The organism is Candidatus Microthrix subdominans (assembly GCA_016719385.1).
GTDB lineage: Bacteria > Actinomycetota > Acidimicrobiia > Acidimicrobiales > Microtrichaceae > Microthrix > Microthrix subdominans.
On sequence record JADJZA010000001.1, the window covers coordinates 421,562 to 436,516 of the forward strand.

The window sequence follows — 14,955 nt, forward strand, 5'->3', positions numbered from 1 at the left end:
AGGCTTCCTCCGGACGACCTCCGAGGGAGCAGCGATGGCGATCGAACCGTTGAGCTGGACCACCACCGCCGACGCCGGTGCGGTGCTGACCACCGTCGGCACGGCGTTGCAGTCGCTGGGCTACACCGTCACACCCAACGCCGATGGCTGGTCGGGCACGGCCGAGGTGGGCTCCAAGGTGGGGCGGGCCATCGGCGGCGGGTTCGTCCGCCGGATGATCGTCAACTACCAATTGACCCAGGGGGTGCAGCCCGACACGACGGTTGCGCAAATCGCCCCCGCCATGTCGGGTATCGGCGGCGGTGCGCTGGGCATGTCCAAGGCGAAGAAGGAGATGGCCTCGATCGCCGAGACCGTGCACGGCGCGCTGGCCGCCAACGGTCAGCTTGCCCAGATCGACAGCCAGTTTCTGCCGCCGGCCCCCGGTGCCCCACCCCAGGGCTGACCCGCGCTGAACTCAGGCTGACGTTGCGCCTCTCAGGCGTCGTTTGGCCCGGCCCCGGTTGGGGGTCGTTCGGCCCGGACCCGGACAGAACCGCAAGACCCCGAAGTCAGCCCCGGCCGTGGAGCAGCTTGATCGCCTTGGCGACCAGCTCGTCGGTCTTCTTCGTGCGGTCGAAGCTGGTGAGCGCCACCGGGGCGGCAAAGCGTTGGCGGGCCACCGCTTTGGTTCGGGTGAACTCGCGGATGCCGTCCTCGCCGTGGATGCGACCGAACCCCGACTCGCCGATGCCGCCAAAGGGCAATGCCGCGATGCCGGCGAAGGAGATCACCGAGTTGATCGAGGTCATGCCCGAGCGGATCCGAGCGGCCAGCTCGGCCCCCCGTGCCTTGGAGAACACGGTGGCGCCCAGCCCGTAGGCCGAGTCGTTGGCCCGTTCGACCGCCTCGTCCATCGAGCCCACTTTGGTGATCACCAGGGTGGGGCCGAAGGTCTCATCGGTCATGGCCAGCGCATCGTCGGGCACGTCGACCATGACGGTGGGGCCCACCACCGAGTCGCCGACGGCATCGAGCCCGCCGAGGACGGCGCGGCCGCCCCGATCGAGCGCGTCGGCGACGTGACGGCGGATGACGTCCACCTGGGAGGGCATGGTGATCGGGCCGATCTGATCGTCCTCCCCGCTGCCGGCGGACACGTCGGAGGCTTTGGCGACCACCCGGTCGACGAAGCTGTCGTAGACGTCGCCGTGCACGTAGATGCGTTCGACCCCGGCACAGGTCTGCCCGGCGTTGGACATGCCGCCCCAGGTGGCGGCGTCGGCGGCTGCATCGAGGTCGGCGTCGGCGTCGACCAGCATGGCGTCCTTGCCCCCGCACTCCATGAGCACCGGGGTGAGGTGGGCGGCGGCTGCCGCCATGATCTTGCGCCCCGTGGCGGCCGAGCCGGTGAAGGCGATCTTGTCGACCTGGGCGTCGACCAGCGCGGCGCCGGTGGCGCCGAAGCCGGTGACGGTTTGCAGCACCGGCCGGCCGCACACGGCGGCGAAGCTGTCGGCCAACCATCGGCCCACACCGGGCGTGTACTCCGACGGCTTGAACACGACGGCGTTGCCGGCGGCCAGCGCATAGGCGATCGAGCCCATCGGCGTGAACACCGGGTAGTTCCACGGGCCGATCACGCCGACGACGCCGAGCGGTTGGTACTCGAGGGTGGCGGCCATGTTGGACATGAGCAGGCCGGGAAACACGCTGCGTCGCTTCATCACCTTGGGGGCGTGCTTGGTTGCCCAGGCCAGGTGTTCGACGGCGAGCACCAGCTCCAGCTGGGCGTCGCCTTGTGGCTTGCCTGTCTCGGCATGCACCACGTCGATCAGGTCGTCAGCGTGGTTCACCAGGTGGCTGCGCCACTTCTTGAGCACCCGGCTGCGTCCCTCGGCGCCCTGGTCGCGCCACCACTGCGCTGCCCGGCGGGCACGCTCGACGGCTGCGGCCACCTCGGCGACACCATCGACCGGGTAGGTGCCGACCACCTCGCCCGACCCCGGGTCGAACGATTCGAAGGTGTCGCCCGGCGTTGCCCTGCTGCTCGATGTGGTCGCGTCGGTATCGGCAAGGCTCACGGTTTCCCCCTGGGGCTCATCTGCTCAGGTGCGGTGGCCCGGCGGTCGGACGGCGCGTGACCCAGTCCAACACGCTGGGCCGCCCGGCGCCATGCACCGGCCGCTCGGCATCGGTGCGTGGCGGCGGTCGTGGGCTGCTCGGCCGTGGCTTGCGGAGTCGTTCGCCGGGCGACGGCCTGAGCGTCCGAAGCGACAGCGGCGCGGCGATGTGCTGCGATGGGGCGATGGCCACCAACGTGCTCGGCACCGAACTACAGACCTGTTCCACCGATCCGCTGACCGGCTTCTACCGCAACGGCTGCTGCGACACCGGCGGCGAGGATGCGGGCGTGCACACCGTGTGTGCGCGGGTGACCGTCGAGTTTCTCGCCTTCTCAGCAGAGGTGGGCAACGACCTGTCCACCCCCCACCCCGAGTTCGGTTTTGCCGGGCTTTCCCCTGGCGACCAGTGGTGCTTGTGCGCCAGCCGCTGGGCCGAGGCACTCGAGGCCGACGCAGCGCCGCAGGTGGTACTCGAGGCCACCCATGCCCGCACGCTGGAGTGGGTGGACCTCGCCGATCTCAAACGCCACGCCGTCGCTGAGTAGCGGCGGGTACGGCCGCGGATTGACCGGCAGAATCGGCCGAGACGTAGCGTCCCGAAGTGGTTGACGTGACAACGAAGCGCCCTCGCTCCCGATCGATGCGGATGTTCGCCGGGGTCGTTGTTGTTGCCGCCGTCGGGGTGAGCGCGCTGGCGGTCGCCCGGATCGGGCCCTTCGCCGACCCGGTCACCCTCGTCGTCGGGGACTCGGTGACCAACCTGTCACGAATCGAGATCGAGGAGACCACCGGGGCCAAGGTCGTCGCCCAGAACCGCCAAACCTGGGCGCTCATGGCGCCGAGGGTTCGCGGCGCCATGACCATGATGGGCACAACCCCCGACCGGGTAGGCGTGCTGCTGGGCTACAACGACGTGCTGCTCGACGCGCAGGACCTGGGGGCCACCGAGGCGGTGCTCGACGAGTTCAGCGACGTCGAGTGCGTGGTGGTGCTGACGCTGCCCAAGCTGTTCAACCGTGACGTCGCGGCCTACAACGCACAGGTGCAGGTGATCGTCGACGGGCTGCCCAACACGATGACCGACGACGGCTGGGCCAACGTGATCAACGACAACCTCGCCGTCGGCGCCGATCTGGTGGAGGCGGACCTGGTGCACCCGAAGAAGGGTCGGGCCAAACAGATGTTGGCCGACAGCTACCGGGATGCCTTCGACCGCCACTGTTGAGCGGCGGTGGCTCAGCGACGGCGGGGCTTGGCGATGCCCGGGTGCTCGGGCCAATCGTGTTTGGGGTAGCGGCCCCGCAGCTCTCGGCGCACCTCGGCCCAGGTCCCGTCCCAAAATCCCGCCAGGTCGGAGGTGACCTGCACCGGCCGCCCGGCCGGGTTGAGCAGCTCCAGGCGGAGCGGGAGGGCACCGTCGAGCACGGACGGGGTGACGGTGGAGCCGAACATCTCGCCCAGGCGCACCGCCAGCGCCGGGGGATCGGCCTGGTAGTTCACCGTCAGCTCCCGTCCGGACGGCACCGTCACCGTCTTCGGGGCCAGGCGGGCCAGTTCCATCTGGGTGTCCCAACCCAGCGTGAGTGCCAGCGCACCGGCCACGTCGACCGCCTCCAGGTGGCTGCGGCCGGTCGCCTGGCCGAGCATTGGGGCCAGCCAGTCCTCGAGCGAGGCGGTCAGCGCCGCCTCCGTCCAGTCGGGCCAGGCATCACCTAGACGGTCGCGCAGAAACGCGACCCGGGCCCGCAGCCCGTCGGCCTGGTTCCAGCGGCCGAGGACTGCGCTGGGACCCACCTCGCGAACGCGGTCGATCAGCGCTGTGACCGTGTCAGGCCCGGGGGCGGGGCGACTCTCGGTGAAGTCGAGCTCCAGCGTGTCGATCGCCCGCTCGACGCGCTCGGTGAGGTCGTTGCGTGTGCGATCCCAGCGCAGGTAGGTGCGGCGGGTCACCTGGTCGGCAAGTGCGTCGGCGATCTCGTCGACGTCGATCGGCGTCGCCACCCGGATGCGGGCGTCGCGGCGCTGGCCGTCGGTGTCGGCCACGACGATGAAGGCGGCGGCGTTCAGCGGGTCGCTGCCATCGGTCGAGACCCCGGACCCGGAGCGGAGGCGCCAGCGGCCACCGCCGGTGCTGCGGGCCCGGCCCAGCCGGTCCGGGTAACCGACCAGTAACAGCGGCCCCAGGCGGTCGAGGGAGTCGATGGGAACGTCGGTGGCGCTCATCGCCCCGCCGATGCCGGCACGGCGCATCAGCTCGTCGGCTCGGCGCCGCACCGTCGTCAGGGCCCGGCCGTCCGCCTGCGGGTGGTGCCGGCGCCGGTCGATGATCAGGCCCACCCGCTCGGCCAGCGAAGTGGAGCGCTCGTCGGGGCCGTCCACCGAACACGTCGCGCTCCTCCAAAAGGGCGGCGACCACGCAGGCCAGCGGCCCATCGGCCCCGTCGGCGGCGGCGACCACCATCCGGGCCAGCCGGGGGTGCAGCGGCAGGCGCACCATCGCCTTGCCGGTCGAGGTGATGCGACCGTCGGCGTCGATGGCGCCGAGCAGGCCCAGCAGCGTGCGGGCCTCCTCCCAGGTGCGCCGGGGCGGTTGGTCGAGCAGCGAGAGGGTGGCCGGGTCGGCCGCCCCCCAGGCGGCCAGTTCCAGCGCCAGGCCGGCCAGCTCCACCTGGGTGATCTCCGGTTGGATGTGACGGGGACGGGTGCTGTGTTCGGACTTGGACCACAGCCGGTAGGCGATGCCGGGCTGCACCCGGCCGGCCCGGCCGGCCCGCTGCTCGGCCGATGCCTGCGACGATGACACCGTGCTCAGGCGGGTCATGCCCACCCCCGCATCGAAGCGGGGCACCCGGGCCAGGCCGGAGTCGACGACGGCGGTGACCCCCTCGACGGTGAGCGAGGTCTCGGCCAGGTCGGTCGACAGCACCACCTTGCGTCGGCCGGCCGGGGCGGGCGCCACCGCCGAATCCTGGGCGTCGGCGGGCAGCGAGCCGTGGAGCAGGTGGACGTCGACCGCCGCCAGGCCGAGCGCGCCGCTGCGGTCGAGCGCCTGGGCGGTCCGCTTGATCTCGCCCATCCCGGGCAGAAACACCAGGACGTCGCCCGACGATTCCGACAATGCGGTCTCGATCGCCGAGGTTGTGACCGCCTCCAGGCGGTCCCGGCGCTGTCTCGGCCGCCAGCGGACGGCGACCGGGTGGGTGCGCCCCGGCGCGGAGATCACCGGGGCCGGAACGGGGGAGCCGGCCGCAGCGGCCGGGCCGCTGGCGCCGAGGAGGTTGGCGACATCGCCGACGTTGAGGGTGGCCGACATCACCATCACCCGCAGGTCGGGGCGCAACAAGGCCCGGGCCTCCAGGGTGAGCGCCAGACCCAGGTCGGCGGCCAGCGACCGCTCGTGGAACTCGTCGAAGATCACCAGCGAGGTGCCCTCCAGGCCGGGGTCCCCCTGAACCCGTCGGGTGAGGATGCCCTCGGTCACCACCTCGATACGGGTGGAGCGGCTCACCTTGGCGTCGTCTCGGGTGCGGTAGCCGACGACGTTGCCAACCCGGTCGCCCAGCAGATGGGCCATGCGGGCGGCGGCAGCCCGCGCGGCCAGCCGTCGGGGTTCCAACATGACGATGCGGCCGGTGCCCAGCCAGGGCTCGTCAAGCAGGCGCAGCGGCACCACCGTGGTCTTGCCGGCCCCGGGCTCGGCTTCCAGCACCGCCGTCCCGGGCCCGGCGAGGGCCTCGCGCACCTGGCTGATCACTCCCTCGATTGGCAGCCCGGTCGGCTGGGCCCGAGGAGCGGGAGAGGGCGTGGGCATCGGCCCAGTGTGCCGGGTGAGACCGAAAGGGGCGAAGTTCGGCCGTCGCCAACGTCAACCAACCCGAACTGGGGAGCCCGGAGGACCGTCTGAGCGCGCTTTGGGCTCCCGAGTTGGCTGCTGGGTCTGAACTGGGGAGCCCGGAGGACCGTCTGAGCGCGCTTTGGGCTCCCGAGTTGGCTGCTGGGTCTGAACTGGGGAGCCCGGAGGACCGTCTGAGCGCGCTTTGGGCTCCCGAGTTGGCGGCCCGGCCCGAACTGCGCCGAAGCGACGCGGGCCTGGCGCGGGGCGCCCTGCTGGTACCTTCCCGTTTGTGGATGATGACGTCATTCGTGCATGGACCGCCGAGGAGCGGCGACGAATCGCCCGTGACCTGCGCATCATCTCGGATGCGGCGTGGGACCTGCCCAGCCTGTGCGGCGCGTGGCGGTGCCGTGACGTGCTGGCCCACCTGGTGTGGCTGGCCGAATCGAGCCGCCCCAGGGTGGTGTTCGACGTCGCCAAGACGTTCCGTCCACCGCGACGGGCGATCGGCCGCATCGCCCGCAAGCTCGGTGACTCCGACCCCTCGTCGCTGCTCGAGCGCCTCGACGCCGCCGCCGAAGGTCGGTTCGTTCTGCCCGGTGCCGGCCCCCAGGTCGCCTTGGCCGAGGTGCTCACCCATCGTGCCGACATCACCCGGGTGACCGACGGCCCGTCGCGCAGCAGCGATGAGCGCACTGCGCTGGCGATCGAGGCCTATCGAGACCTGTGGTGGTACTTCGGGGTGCCGAGCCGCGTGCGAGGGGCCCATCTGGTGGCCGACGACGCCGGCTTTGAGGTGGGCCCGAGCGACGGGCCCGAGGTACGCGGTTCCGGCACCTCGTTGCTGCTGGCGCTGGCCGGTCGGCCCAACGTGCGCTCCGAGCTTCGTGGAGCGGTCGAGGTGTTCGGATAGGGCGGGGCGGTGGCTCTGCCTCGCTCGGAGCGCCGGGTCCACTTCGGACCGTGATCTGGCTCCGGGCCGGGGTCGTGCTTTGTCCCCGTGCTCCGTGCAGCCAATTGTCTCGCCACCCTCGGTAGTGTCTCAGGCGATGGCAGGTCTCCCGGGTAGCCCCGAATTCCAAGGCGCGCCCGATGCGTCGACGCGTGGCGTGAGCCGCCGCCGTGCGCTCGGAGCGTTCGCTGCGGCACCGTTGGCCGTGGCAGCTGGCCGTGCACAGCGGGCCGGCGGCACCGTCGGGACACGGCGTCAGACCGACGACGGTGGTGACGGCGGCGACGAGCCGGTGGGAAACACGACGACCACGGTGGCCAACCCCGACGCCGACGCCAAGGCGACGCCGGGACGGCCGGCGATCCGACCACGAGCCGACTGGGGCTCGGAGTCGCCGCCCAACGGAACCCTGCGCATCATCGACGACGACCTCCTGATCGTCCACCACACCGACGCACCGGAGGGTGCCTATCAGCCCTCCGAGGTGCCGACGCTGATCCAGGCCATCTTCAACTTCCAGACCTCCGGCGATCTGGCCTGGCCCGATATCGGGTTCAACTTCATCGTCGACGAGTTCGGCACGATCTGGGAGGGGCGTCAGGGCAGCATCGACGCCCCGATCGCCTGTGAGACCGAGGGTGGCGACCCGGGCCATACCCAGCACGTCGCCTTTCTGGGGCAGTTCTCGGCGGCGCCGCCGACGCCGTTGGCGACGGAGGCGATGGTGTCCCTGCTCGCCTGGCTGGCCAACCGCGACGGCGTGGCCACCCAACCCGGTGACCTCACCAACTTCATCTCGGAAGGCAGCGACAAATTTCCGGCCGGCGAGAAGGTGACGGTCCGCACGATCGCCGGCCACCGCGAGATCGCCGACGTCGGATGTCCCGGCGATCCGGTGATGAACGATGTCGTGGCCGACCTTCAGGGCCTGGTCAACGGCGAGCGGGCCCGGCTCGACCCAGCTGCGGCTGCGGGTGGCGCCACCGCGACCACCGCGGCCGGCGGAACGGGTCTGCCGCCGGCGATCGACGAGCAGAGCCCTACCTCGGGGTTCGAGTCCCCGCCGGTGACCCGTCGCAAGGTTGGCTTCGAGGCGACGCCGTTGCCGGAGCAGACCACCCGGGACGACCTCGACGCCAACCCATGGGCACCGGCGGCGATCACCGGCGGCGTTGCGGCCGCCGCCCTCGGCGCCGGCGCCGCCTACATGCTGGCTCGACGTCGGGCGAACCGTCCGGCCCGCCTCCCCCAGCGCTCGTTGGCCAAGGCGGCGCTGGCCAGCGCCGCCCGCCAGAGCGCCGAGGAACGAACGGTCGACTCGTCGTGGGCACTCGTCGTGCGTCCCGACGGCGTCGACGGGGGCTCGGCCGGCTGGATCCCAGCCGGCACTGCGGCGGTCGGGTGGGCGATCTCGGCCGGGTGGAGCGACGACAGCCACGATCTGGCCGGGCGAGAGCTGCGCAGCCTCGTCCGGGTTCTGGAGGAGGATCCGGCCGCCTCCGAAGGGCGGGCGTTTGGGGATGCGGTCACAGCGATGTTGTCGGCGCTCGTCGCCGGTACGCCGGGCGGGGTGGATGGCCGGCCCGGATCGGGTCCGGGCGCAGTGATGTTCCTGCACGGGCGGACGTCGACGTCCGTCGTGGTCCTGGGGAGCGGGGGCTTTGTGCTGCCGGGCGAGGAGCAACGGCCCGAGTGGGCGCAGGTTCCGGTCAGGCTGGCGTTGCCCGCGGGTGCGGTGGGCGGCGGTGCCGCCGAGGTGACCACCCTCGCCCGCCGCTGGGATCACGCCGGACGCATGCCGGTGGCGGTGGCATGGTTGGGCTCCACCGACGAAGATGAGGTGATCGATGCCCTGACCACCGCCTACGACGCGGCGCCGCGCAGCGCACCCGACCAGGGAGCGGCTGCCGACGACACCGCCAAGGTGCGGGAGGCCATGTTGCAGGCCGGCTTGGCCGACCTGGGCCTGGTGGTGCTGTGAGCCCGGCGGTTTCGCCGGGGTCATCGGCGACCGATCGACCCGGAGGTGAGGCCCCGGCCGTGATCGTCGGCGGGTCGGTCGCCGTCCTCGTCGTGCGCGACGGCCAGCTCCCCACCGGCGCCGAGGAGTGCGTCGCCGAGGCGGGCGGGCAGGCGTTTCTCGTCGGGGACGGTCTCGACGAGGCCCTGGAGGAACTCGACGGGTGCCTGAAGGAGGTGTGGACGTTGGAGTGGTCGGGGCCGTGGTCGCCCCCCGCCGTGGCCGCGGTGCTGATCCCGTCGCTGCGGCCCGCAGACGTGGTGGTCACGCCGGCGACGCCCGATGGCCGAGATCTGGCACCTCACCTGGCGCTGGGGCTGGGGCGGCCGCTGCTCGCCGGCGTGTCGTCGGCCCGTTCGGGTCGCATCACCCAGGACACCCACGGCGGGCGGTCGCTGACCGTCACCATGACGTCGGGCCCAATCGTTGCCACGATGATGCCGGGGGTGCGCAGCGTCCCCACGCCGAAGCCGATTGCACCGCTTCGACACCCGGTCGACACCGAGGGCCGCCACACGGTGAGCCCGTCGGCGGCCGATGGACCCGGCGGCACCACCCGGAGCCCCGAGCTGGTGGCGATCCATCCCCCCGATGCCTCGACGATGGACCTCTCCGAGGCGACGAGCATCCTCGGCGGCGGCGCCGGGCTGGGCGGCGCGGACGACTACGAGCTGCTCGCACGGGTGGCCGAGGCCCTCGGTGCGTCAGTGGGGGCCACCCGGGTGGTCACCGACCAGGGCACGCTGGGTCACGAGCGCCAGATCGGCACCACCGGCGTGGTCGTCAACCCGGATCGGTACGTGGCGTTTGGCATCTCGGGAGCCGTTCAGCACACCGCCGGGTTGGGCAGCCCGGATCTGGTCGTGTCGGTCAACACCGACTCCCACGCACCGATGATGGCGATGGCCGATCTGGCGTTGACCGCCGATGCTCCGGCGGTCCTGCGGGCGTTGGCCCGGGCGCTCGGCCTCGAGGTGGCCGAAGCCTCGGCTTAATTCCTGGGCAGGTCGCGGAAGGCACTCGTCGTGTCGATGCCCGGCTCCTTGGGCAGGCCGAGCACGCGTTCGGCCACGATGTTGCGCAGCGTTTCGTCGCTACCTCCGGCGATCCGCATGCCTGGGGTGCCGGCCACGAACTTCGACCAGGCGTAGGTGCCCCACTCGCCGGTGTCGGCGATGAGTCGGGGGCCCAGCACCGACGCAGCGAACTCGGCGGTGGCGGTGAGGTTGGCGGTCAGCGCCAGCTTGCCGATCGACATCTCCGGCCCGGGCAGACCGCCGGCGCGCAGCTTGGCCAGCGCCCGCTGCGAGGTCATCTTGGCCACTTGGAAGCCGGTATAGAGGCGGGCGAGCTCGTTGCGCAGCACCGGGTCGTCCTCCACGCCGAAGTGGCGCATCATCTCGATCATCCGGGTGGCCGACGCCATGCCCATGCCGCCTCCACCGCCGCCCCCGCCGATCGACGCCCGCTCGTTCATCAGCGTGGTCAGCGCCACCGTCCAGCCCTGGTTGACGTCGCCCAGCCGATGGTCGTCGGGGACCCGCACGTCCTCGAAGAACACCTCGTTGAAGGCGGTACCGCCGGTCATCTGACGCAGCGGGCGCACCTCGACGCCAGGCGCATGCATGTCGACGACGAACCCGGTGAGGCCGCGGTGCTTGGGCAGGTCGGGGTCGGTGCGACAGATCACCTCGCCGACGTCGCAGTAGTGGGCGCCCGAGGTCCACACCTTCTGACCGTTCAGAATCCACTCGTCGCCGTCGCGTTCGGCCCGCATCTGCAGTCCGGCCAGGTCGGAGCCTGCGCCCGGCTCGCTGAACAGCTGGCAACCGACCAGGTCGCCCCGGTACATCCCCGGCAGCACCCGGGCCTTCACCGGCTCGGTGGCGTGGGCGAGGATCGTCGGCGCCACCATGCCGAAGCCGATGCCAAAGAACGACATGTTGGGCGTCCGGTAGCCGGCCTCGAGGGTGCGGTAGGCGACGTCGTAGGCCCGTGGCAGGCCGCGACCGCCCAGCTCGGTCGGTCCGGTGATCCACGACAGCCCTGCGGCGTTGCGGGTGCCCAGCCAAGCTTTGCCCTCGGCGAGCTGTCGGGCCTCCGTCTCCGGGTCGAGCTCTTCGAACAAGGCGACGTCGTCGTCGCCCTCGCCCCACACGAACCCGGTGGCGGTCGGCAACTTTTCGCAGTTGGCATCGAGGAACGCGACCGCCTCGTCGCGGAATTCCTCCAGAGTGGGCTGGATCGTGCTCACGGACATGTCTCCCCCAGGTGTGATGTCGGCGCTGCCCACTGATTACTTGACCGGCTGGTCAAGCGACAAGCCCGGGCGGAATCCGACCGGCTGGGCGTCCGCTGTACTCTTCGGGTCGTGGCGACGTCCGAGCACAACCCAGACGCCGTGCCCCCTGGGGTCAACCGAGTGGACGCCGTGGTGGTCGGCGCCGGGCCGGCTGGATCGGCGGCAGCGTTGGAGCTGGCCCGTGCGGGCCGTTCGGTCGTGCTGTTGGAACGGGGGCCGTTTCCCGGGTCGAAGAACATGTACGGCGGGGTGATCTACGGCCGCATCCTCGACGACCTGGTGCCCAACTGGACCGACGAGATGCCGATCCAGCGGTGGGTGACGCGCCGCCAGACGATGGTGCTGACCGAGACCCAGGCGATGACCGTCGACTTCCGGTCCGAGGCCTGGGGCAAGCCGCCCTACAACGGAGCGACCGCCTTCAGGCCCGATTTCGACTCCTGGCTGGCGAGCAAGGCCACCGACGCAGGCGCACAGCTGGCCTGCTCGACCACCGCCACCGGCCTGATCTTCGAGGGCGACGACCCGAACGGTCCGGCCGGCGAGGCCGAGGGGTCGGACGGGCCGCGCGGTGCCGGGCCGCCCGGCGCCGGCAGCCGGCGCGGAGCGGGTCCGGGTGCCCCGGCGGGCCGGGGCAAGGTGATCGGCGTGCGCACCGACCGCCCCGACGGCGACCTGTACGCCGACGTTGTGATCGCCGCCGACGGGGTCAACTCCTTCCTGGCCAAGGAGGCGGGCATGTACCCGCACGGCGAGGCGGCCAACTTCACGGTGGGTATCAAGGAGGTGGTGAGCCTTCCCCGCACGGTGATCGAGGATCGCTTCGGGGTGCGGGGTCGCCACGGAACCGACATCGAGATCATCGGCGCCACCGGTGATGTGCCGGGCGGCGGGTTTGTCTACACCAACCTCGATTCGGTGGCGGTGGGGCTGGTGCTGTCGCTGCCCGCCCTCGCCGCCGGCGGTCGCCGCCCGGAGGAACTGCTCGCCGAGCTGAAGGCCCACCCGGCGATAGCGCCGCTGATCGACGGCGGTGAGGTCAGCGAGTTCTCCGCCCACGTCATCCCCGAAGCGGGCTACGACATGATGCCCGAGCTGGTCACCGACGGCATGGTGGTCTGTGGCGACGCCGCCGCCATGTGTCTGGCGTCGGGCATCTGGCTGGAAGGGGTCAACTTTGCCATCGGCGCCGGGGCGGCCGCCGGCAGGGCCGCTGCGGTGGCGTTGGATTCGGGTGACACCTCGGCCGAGGGCCTGGCCAGCTACGTCGATCGCCTGGAGCGCAGCTTCGTCCTGTCGGACCACCGACGGCTGCGCCAGGCGCCGCACCTGGTGATGAGCGAGCGGATGCAGCAGCACTACCCGCAGCTGATCTGTAACACGGTCGAGCGGGTGTTTCGGGTGGACAACCCCAGGCCCAAGCCGCAGATGCACGAGATCATCTTCGACGAGGTGCGGCGCAGCGGCCTGAAGGTGGCCGACCTGGCCCGCGACGGCCTCGCCGCCCTCCGGACCTTCGGATGAGAGACGTTTGGATGACCTACTTTCGGACGACCGACCGCCGGAGGACACGCTCATGATCGTGAGGTATCGATGACCGCGCCCACCATCGTCAGCCGCGAGCTCAACTTCGAGTCGCTGATGGCCAACACCGAGTTTCGCATCGACCAAGAGCGCGCCCACATCACGGTCGACTCCGAAATCTGTCGTGACTGCTCGGTGCGGGGGTGCCTGATCGCCTGTCCCGCTCAGCTGTTCGTGCCCACCTCCGACGGCGGCATCCTGTTCAACTACGAGCAGTGCTTCGAGTGCGGCACCTGCTACATGGTGTGCAACGAGGAGGGCGCAATCACGTGGACCTACCCCGAGGGTGGCCACGGGGTGGTGTTCCACCGAGCATGAGCGACGCCTCGATGCCGACGATCCACGCAACGCCCGTCCCCGGGGTGATCGTCGTTGCGCTGAAGTGGGCCGACCTGTTCTTTGACGTCGACCCCTTCACCGGCGACGCCATCGCCGACCGCAAGGCGCGAGGCTTCTCCGCAGCCGACGAGGCGGCGCTCGAGCTGGCGCTCAGCATGGGCGAGGCCCTCGATCGCAGCGTCGTGGCACTGAGCGCCGGACGGGACGATGCGGTGGCCGGCCTGGAACGCTCGCTGGCGGTCGGGGCGGACCGGGCTGTGCTCGTGTTGCTCGATGGCCTCGACCCGGACTCGCTGAGCGTGGCGGGGGCCCTGGCCTGGGGGATGGAGTCGGCGGGGCTGGCCGATCCGCTCGTCGTGTGCGGCGACTACTCGGCGGACCGGGGCAGCGGCACGGTGCCGGCCGCACTGGCGGCGCTGACCGGCCTGCCCCAGGCGCTGGGGCTGGTGTCGGCCGTGTTGGCTGAGCCTGCTGCGGATGGCGTCGATGGTTCGTCGTCGCCCGCCCGCATTCGGGTGCAACGTCGCCTCGATGGTGCCCGCCGCGAGGAGTTGTTGGTGTCCCCGCCGGCGGTGGTGTCGGTCGAAGGCTCGGTGGCCCGGCTGCGGCGGGCGCCCCTCGGCAGCACGCTGGGCGCTGATCGGGTGCGGGTCGAGCGCCTGGCCGCCCCGCCCGACCTGGTGGTCAAACCCTCGGCGGGCGTCGGCGAGGTGGGCCCGCCCACGCCGCGTACCAAGGTGATGGCGCCTCCCGTCGGCGGCGACGCGCTCGCCCGGGTCGAGCAGCTCACCGGCATGGCGTCGACGTCGACCTCACCCTCCCAGGCTCTTGTCGTCTCCCCCGAGGAGGCGGCACGACAACTGCTGGTCGCCTGGGTGGCAAGCGGAGGAACGGTTCCGGAGGGCATCGACCCCGACGGTGCGATCGCCGAACCCGGGACCAGCGGCGTCGACGCCACCGAACGGCCGGTGATCGACGACCCGGACGTCAACCGCCCGGCGGCCACCGCCCCGGCGTCGCCCAGCGATGCCTGAGGCCGTCGGAACCGTCGACAGACGCGACGTCGCACTCGGCCGCTTGACCAGCGGCGAGGTGGCGGCGCAACCGATTTTGTTGGTGCCGCTGGGCTCGACGGAACAGCACGGCCCCCACCTTCCTTTGGACACCGATACCCGGATCGCGGCAGCGGTCGCCCATGCGGTGGCGGCCGACCCGGCGCCCCCGCTGGTGCGGGGCCAGGTGCTGGTGGCACCGGCGCTGCCCTTCGGCTCGTCGGGCGAGCACGGCGGGTTTGCCGGCACGCTGTCGATCGGTGCGGAGACCACCGAGGCGATGCTGGTCGAGCTCGTGCGTTCGGCGACCGAGCCCGGTGGTGGACCGTTCGTGGCCGTGCTCATCCTCAACGGCCACGGTGGAAACGCGGCAGCGGTGGTCGCTGCGGTGAGCCGCCTCGTCGCCGAGGGGCGCCGGGTTGCGGCCTGGGCGCCATCGTTGCCGAGGGCCGATGCACACGCCGGGTTCACCGAAACGTCGCTGGCCCTGCACCTGTTCGGCGACCTGGTGCGCGCCGAACGCATGGAGGCGGGCGCCACCTCCCCGGTCACCGAGCTGATGCCCCAGCTGCGCGCCGGCGGCGTGGCGGCCGTGTCACCCAACGGCGTGCTGGGTGATCCCTCCGGTGCCAACGCCAGCGAGGGTGCGGCGCTCTTTGCCCACATGGTGCTCGACGCCCACGGTGCGCTCGCCGAACTGCTCGACACGCTCGGAAGCTGAAAGGGCGCTCGGCGCGGGTGGCCGTTGTGGGCCGCTCAATGCCAA

The 14,955-nt window shown here is 71.5% G+C and carries 12 protein-coding genes and 1 pseudogene; 10 read left to right on the forward strand and 3 right to left on the reverse strand.

The features are described 5' to 3' along the window. Window positions 1-34: 34 nt before the first annotated feature. Window positions 35-445 (forward strand): hypothetical protein, encoded by a 411-nt coding sequence (locus tag IPN02_02015; GenBank protein MBK9295655.1) that lies wholly within the window; start codon window positions 35-37, stop codon window positions 443-445. 106 nt (window positions 446-551) lie between these two features. On the opposite strand, the gene IPN02_02020 is transcribed toward IPN02_02015, so the two are convergent. After that, entirely contained in the window at window positions 552-2,063 is a 1,512-nt protein-coding gene (locus IPN02_02020) for an aldehyde dehydrogenase family protein (GenBank protein MBK9295656.1), read from the reverse strand. Between the two features lie 224 nt (window positions 2,064-2,287). Here IPN02_02020 and IPN02_02025 point away from each other — a divergent pair, with 224 nt between their 5' ends. Both IPN02_02025 and IPN02_02030 read left to right on the forward strand, forming a co-directional pair. After that, window positions 2,288-2,650, forward strand: a complete 363-nt coding sequence (locus tag IPN02_02025; GenBank protein ID MBK9295657.1) for a DUF2237 domain-containing protein — start codon at window positions 2,288-2,290, stop codon at window positions 2,648-2,650. Between the two features lie 56 nt (window positions 2,651-2,706). Further along, window positions 2,707-3,330: a hypothetical protein gene (locus IPN02_02030; protein MBK9295658.1), complete on the forward strand. Its 624-nt coding sequence runs from the start codon at window positions 2,707-2,709 to the stop codon at window positions 3,328-3,330. Between the two features lie 11 nt (window positions 3,331-3,341). On the opposite strand, the pseudogene hrpB reads toward IPN02_02030, so the two are convergent. Then, window positions 3,342-5,916, reverse strand: a pseudogene (gene hrpB, locus IPN02_02035) (ATP-dependent helicase HrpB). Between the two features lie 313 nt (window positions 5,917-6,229). On the opposite strand from hrpB, the gene IPN02_02040 reads away from it, so the two are divergent. From IPN02_02040 to IPN02_02050, 3 genes are all read left to right on the forward strand, one after another. Beyond that, window positions 6,230-6,853 (forward strand): maleylpyruvate isomerase family mycothiol-dependent enzyme, encoded by a 624-nt coding sequence (locus IPN02_02040; GenBank protein ID MBK9295659.1) that lies wholly within the window; start codon window positions 6,230-6,232, stop codon window positions 6,851-6,853. Window positions 6,854-6,989: 136 nt separating this feature from the next. Beyond that, a complete protein-coding gene (locus IPN02_02045; protein MBK9295660.1) occupies window positions 6,990-8,873 on the forward strand; it encodes an N-acetylmuramoyl-L-alanine amidase in 1,884 nt (627 codons plus the stop codon). A gap of 59 nt (window positions 8,874-8,932) precedes the next feature. After that, window positions 8,933-9,907, forward strand: coding sequence for an electron transfer flavoprotein subunit alpha/FixB family protein (locus IPN02_02050; protein ID MBK9295661.1), 975 nt, complete (start codon window positions 8,933-8,935; stop codon window positions 9,905-9,907). Here IPN02_02050 and IPN02_02055 read toward each other — a convergent pair. Next, window positions 9,904-11,172 carry an acyl-CoA dehydrogenase family protein gene (locus IPN02_02055; GenBank protein ID MBK9295662.1) on the reverse strand — a complete coding sequence of 423 codons (1,269 nt, stop codon included), beginning with the start codon at window positions 11,170-11,172 and terminating at the stop codon, window positions 9,904-9,906. The two genes, IPN02_02050 and IPN02_02055, sit on opposite strands and share 4 nt — an antisense overlap. Window positions 11,173-11,283: 111 nt before the next feature. Here IPN02_02055 and IPN02_02060 point away from each other — a divergent pair, with 111 nt between their 5' ends. The 4 genes from IPN02_02060 (at window position 11,284) to mftE (ending at window position 14,910) form a co-directional block, all read left to right on the forward strand. Next, complete coding sequence (locus IPN02_02060; protein ID MBK9295663.1) at window positions 11,284-12,738, forward strand: FAD-dependent oxidoreductase; 1,455 nt, start codon at window positions 11,284-11,286, stop codon at window positions 12,736-12,738. A gap of 69 nt (window positions 12,739-12,807) precedes the next feature. Then, a complete protein-coding gene (locus IPN02_02065; protein MBK9295664.1) occupies window positions 12,808-13,116 on the forward strand; it encodes a ferredoxin in 309 nt (102 codons plus the stop codon). Further along, entirely contained in the window at window positions 13,113-14,171 is a 1,059-nt protein-coding gene (locus tag IPN02_02070; protein MBK9295665.1) for a putative mycofactocin-associated electron transfer flavoprotein, read from the forward strand. Before IPN02_02065 ends, IPN02_02070 begins: the two co-directional genes overlap by 4 nt. Further along, window positions 14,164-14,910 carry a mycofactocin biosynthesis peptidyl-dipeptidase MftE gene (gene mftE / locus IPN02_02075; protein MBK9295666.1) on the forward strand — a complete coding sequence of 249 codons (747 nt, stop codon included), beginning with the start codon at window positions 14,164-14,166 and terminating at the stop codon, window positions 14,908-14,910. The genes IPN02_02070 and mftE overlap by 8 nt, the downstream gene beginning before the upstream one ends. The last annotated feature ends 45 nt before the right edge of the window (window positions 14,911-14,955 follow it).

What these genes read in the sequence shown, in the direction of transcription:
- IPN02_02015 (MBK9295655.1), top strand. Translation starts at nt 35, where the DNA reads ATGGCGATCGAACCGTTGAGCTGGACCACCACCGCCGACGCCGGTGCG.
- IPN02_02025 (MBK9295657.1), top strand. Translation starts at nt 2,288, where the DNA reads ATGGCCACCAACGTGCTCGGCACCGAACTACAGACCTGTTCCACCGAT.
- IPN02_02045 (MBK9295660.1), top strand. Translation starts at nt 6,990, where the DNA reads ATGGCAGGTCTCCCGGGTAGCCCCGAATTCCAAGGCGCGCCCGATGCG.
- IPN02_02055 (MBK9295662.1), bottom strand. Translation starts at nt 11,172, where the DNA reads ATGTCCGTGAGCACGATCCAGCCCACTCTGGAGGAATTCCGCGACGAG.
- IPN02_02065 (MBK9295664.1), top strand. Translation starts at nt 12,808, where the DNA reads ATGACCGCGCCCACCATCGTCAGCCGCGAGCTCAACTTCGAGTCGCTG.
- IPN02_02070 (MBK9295665.1), top strand. Translation starts at nt 13,113, where the DNA reads ATGAGCGACGCCTCGATGCCGACGATCCACGCAACGCCCGTCCCCGGG.
- mftE (MBK9295666.1), top strand. Translation starts at nt 14,164, where the DNA reads ATGCCTGAGGCCGTCGGAACCGTCGACAGACGCGACGTCGCACTCGGC.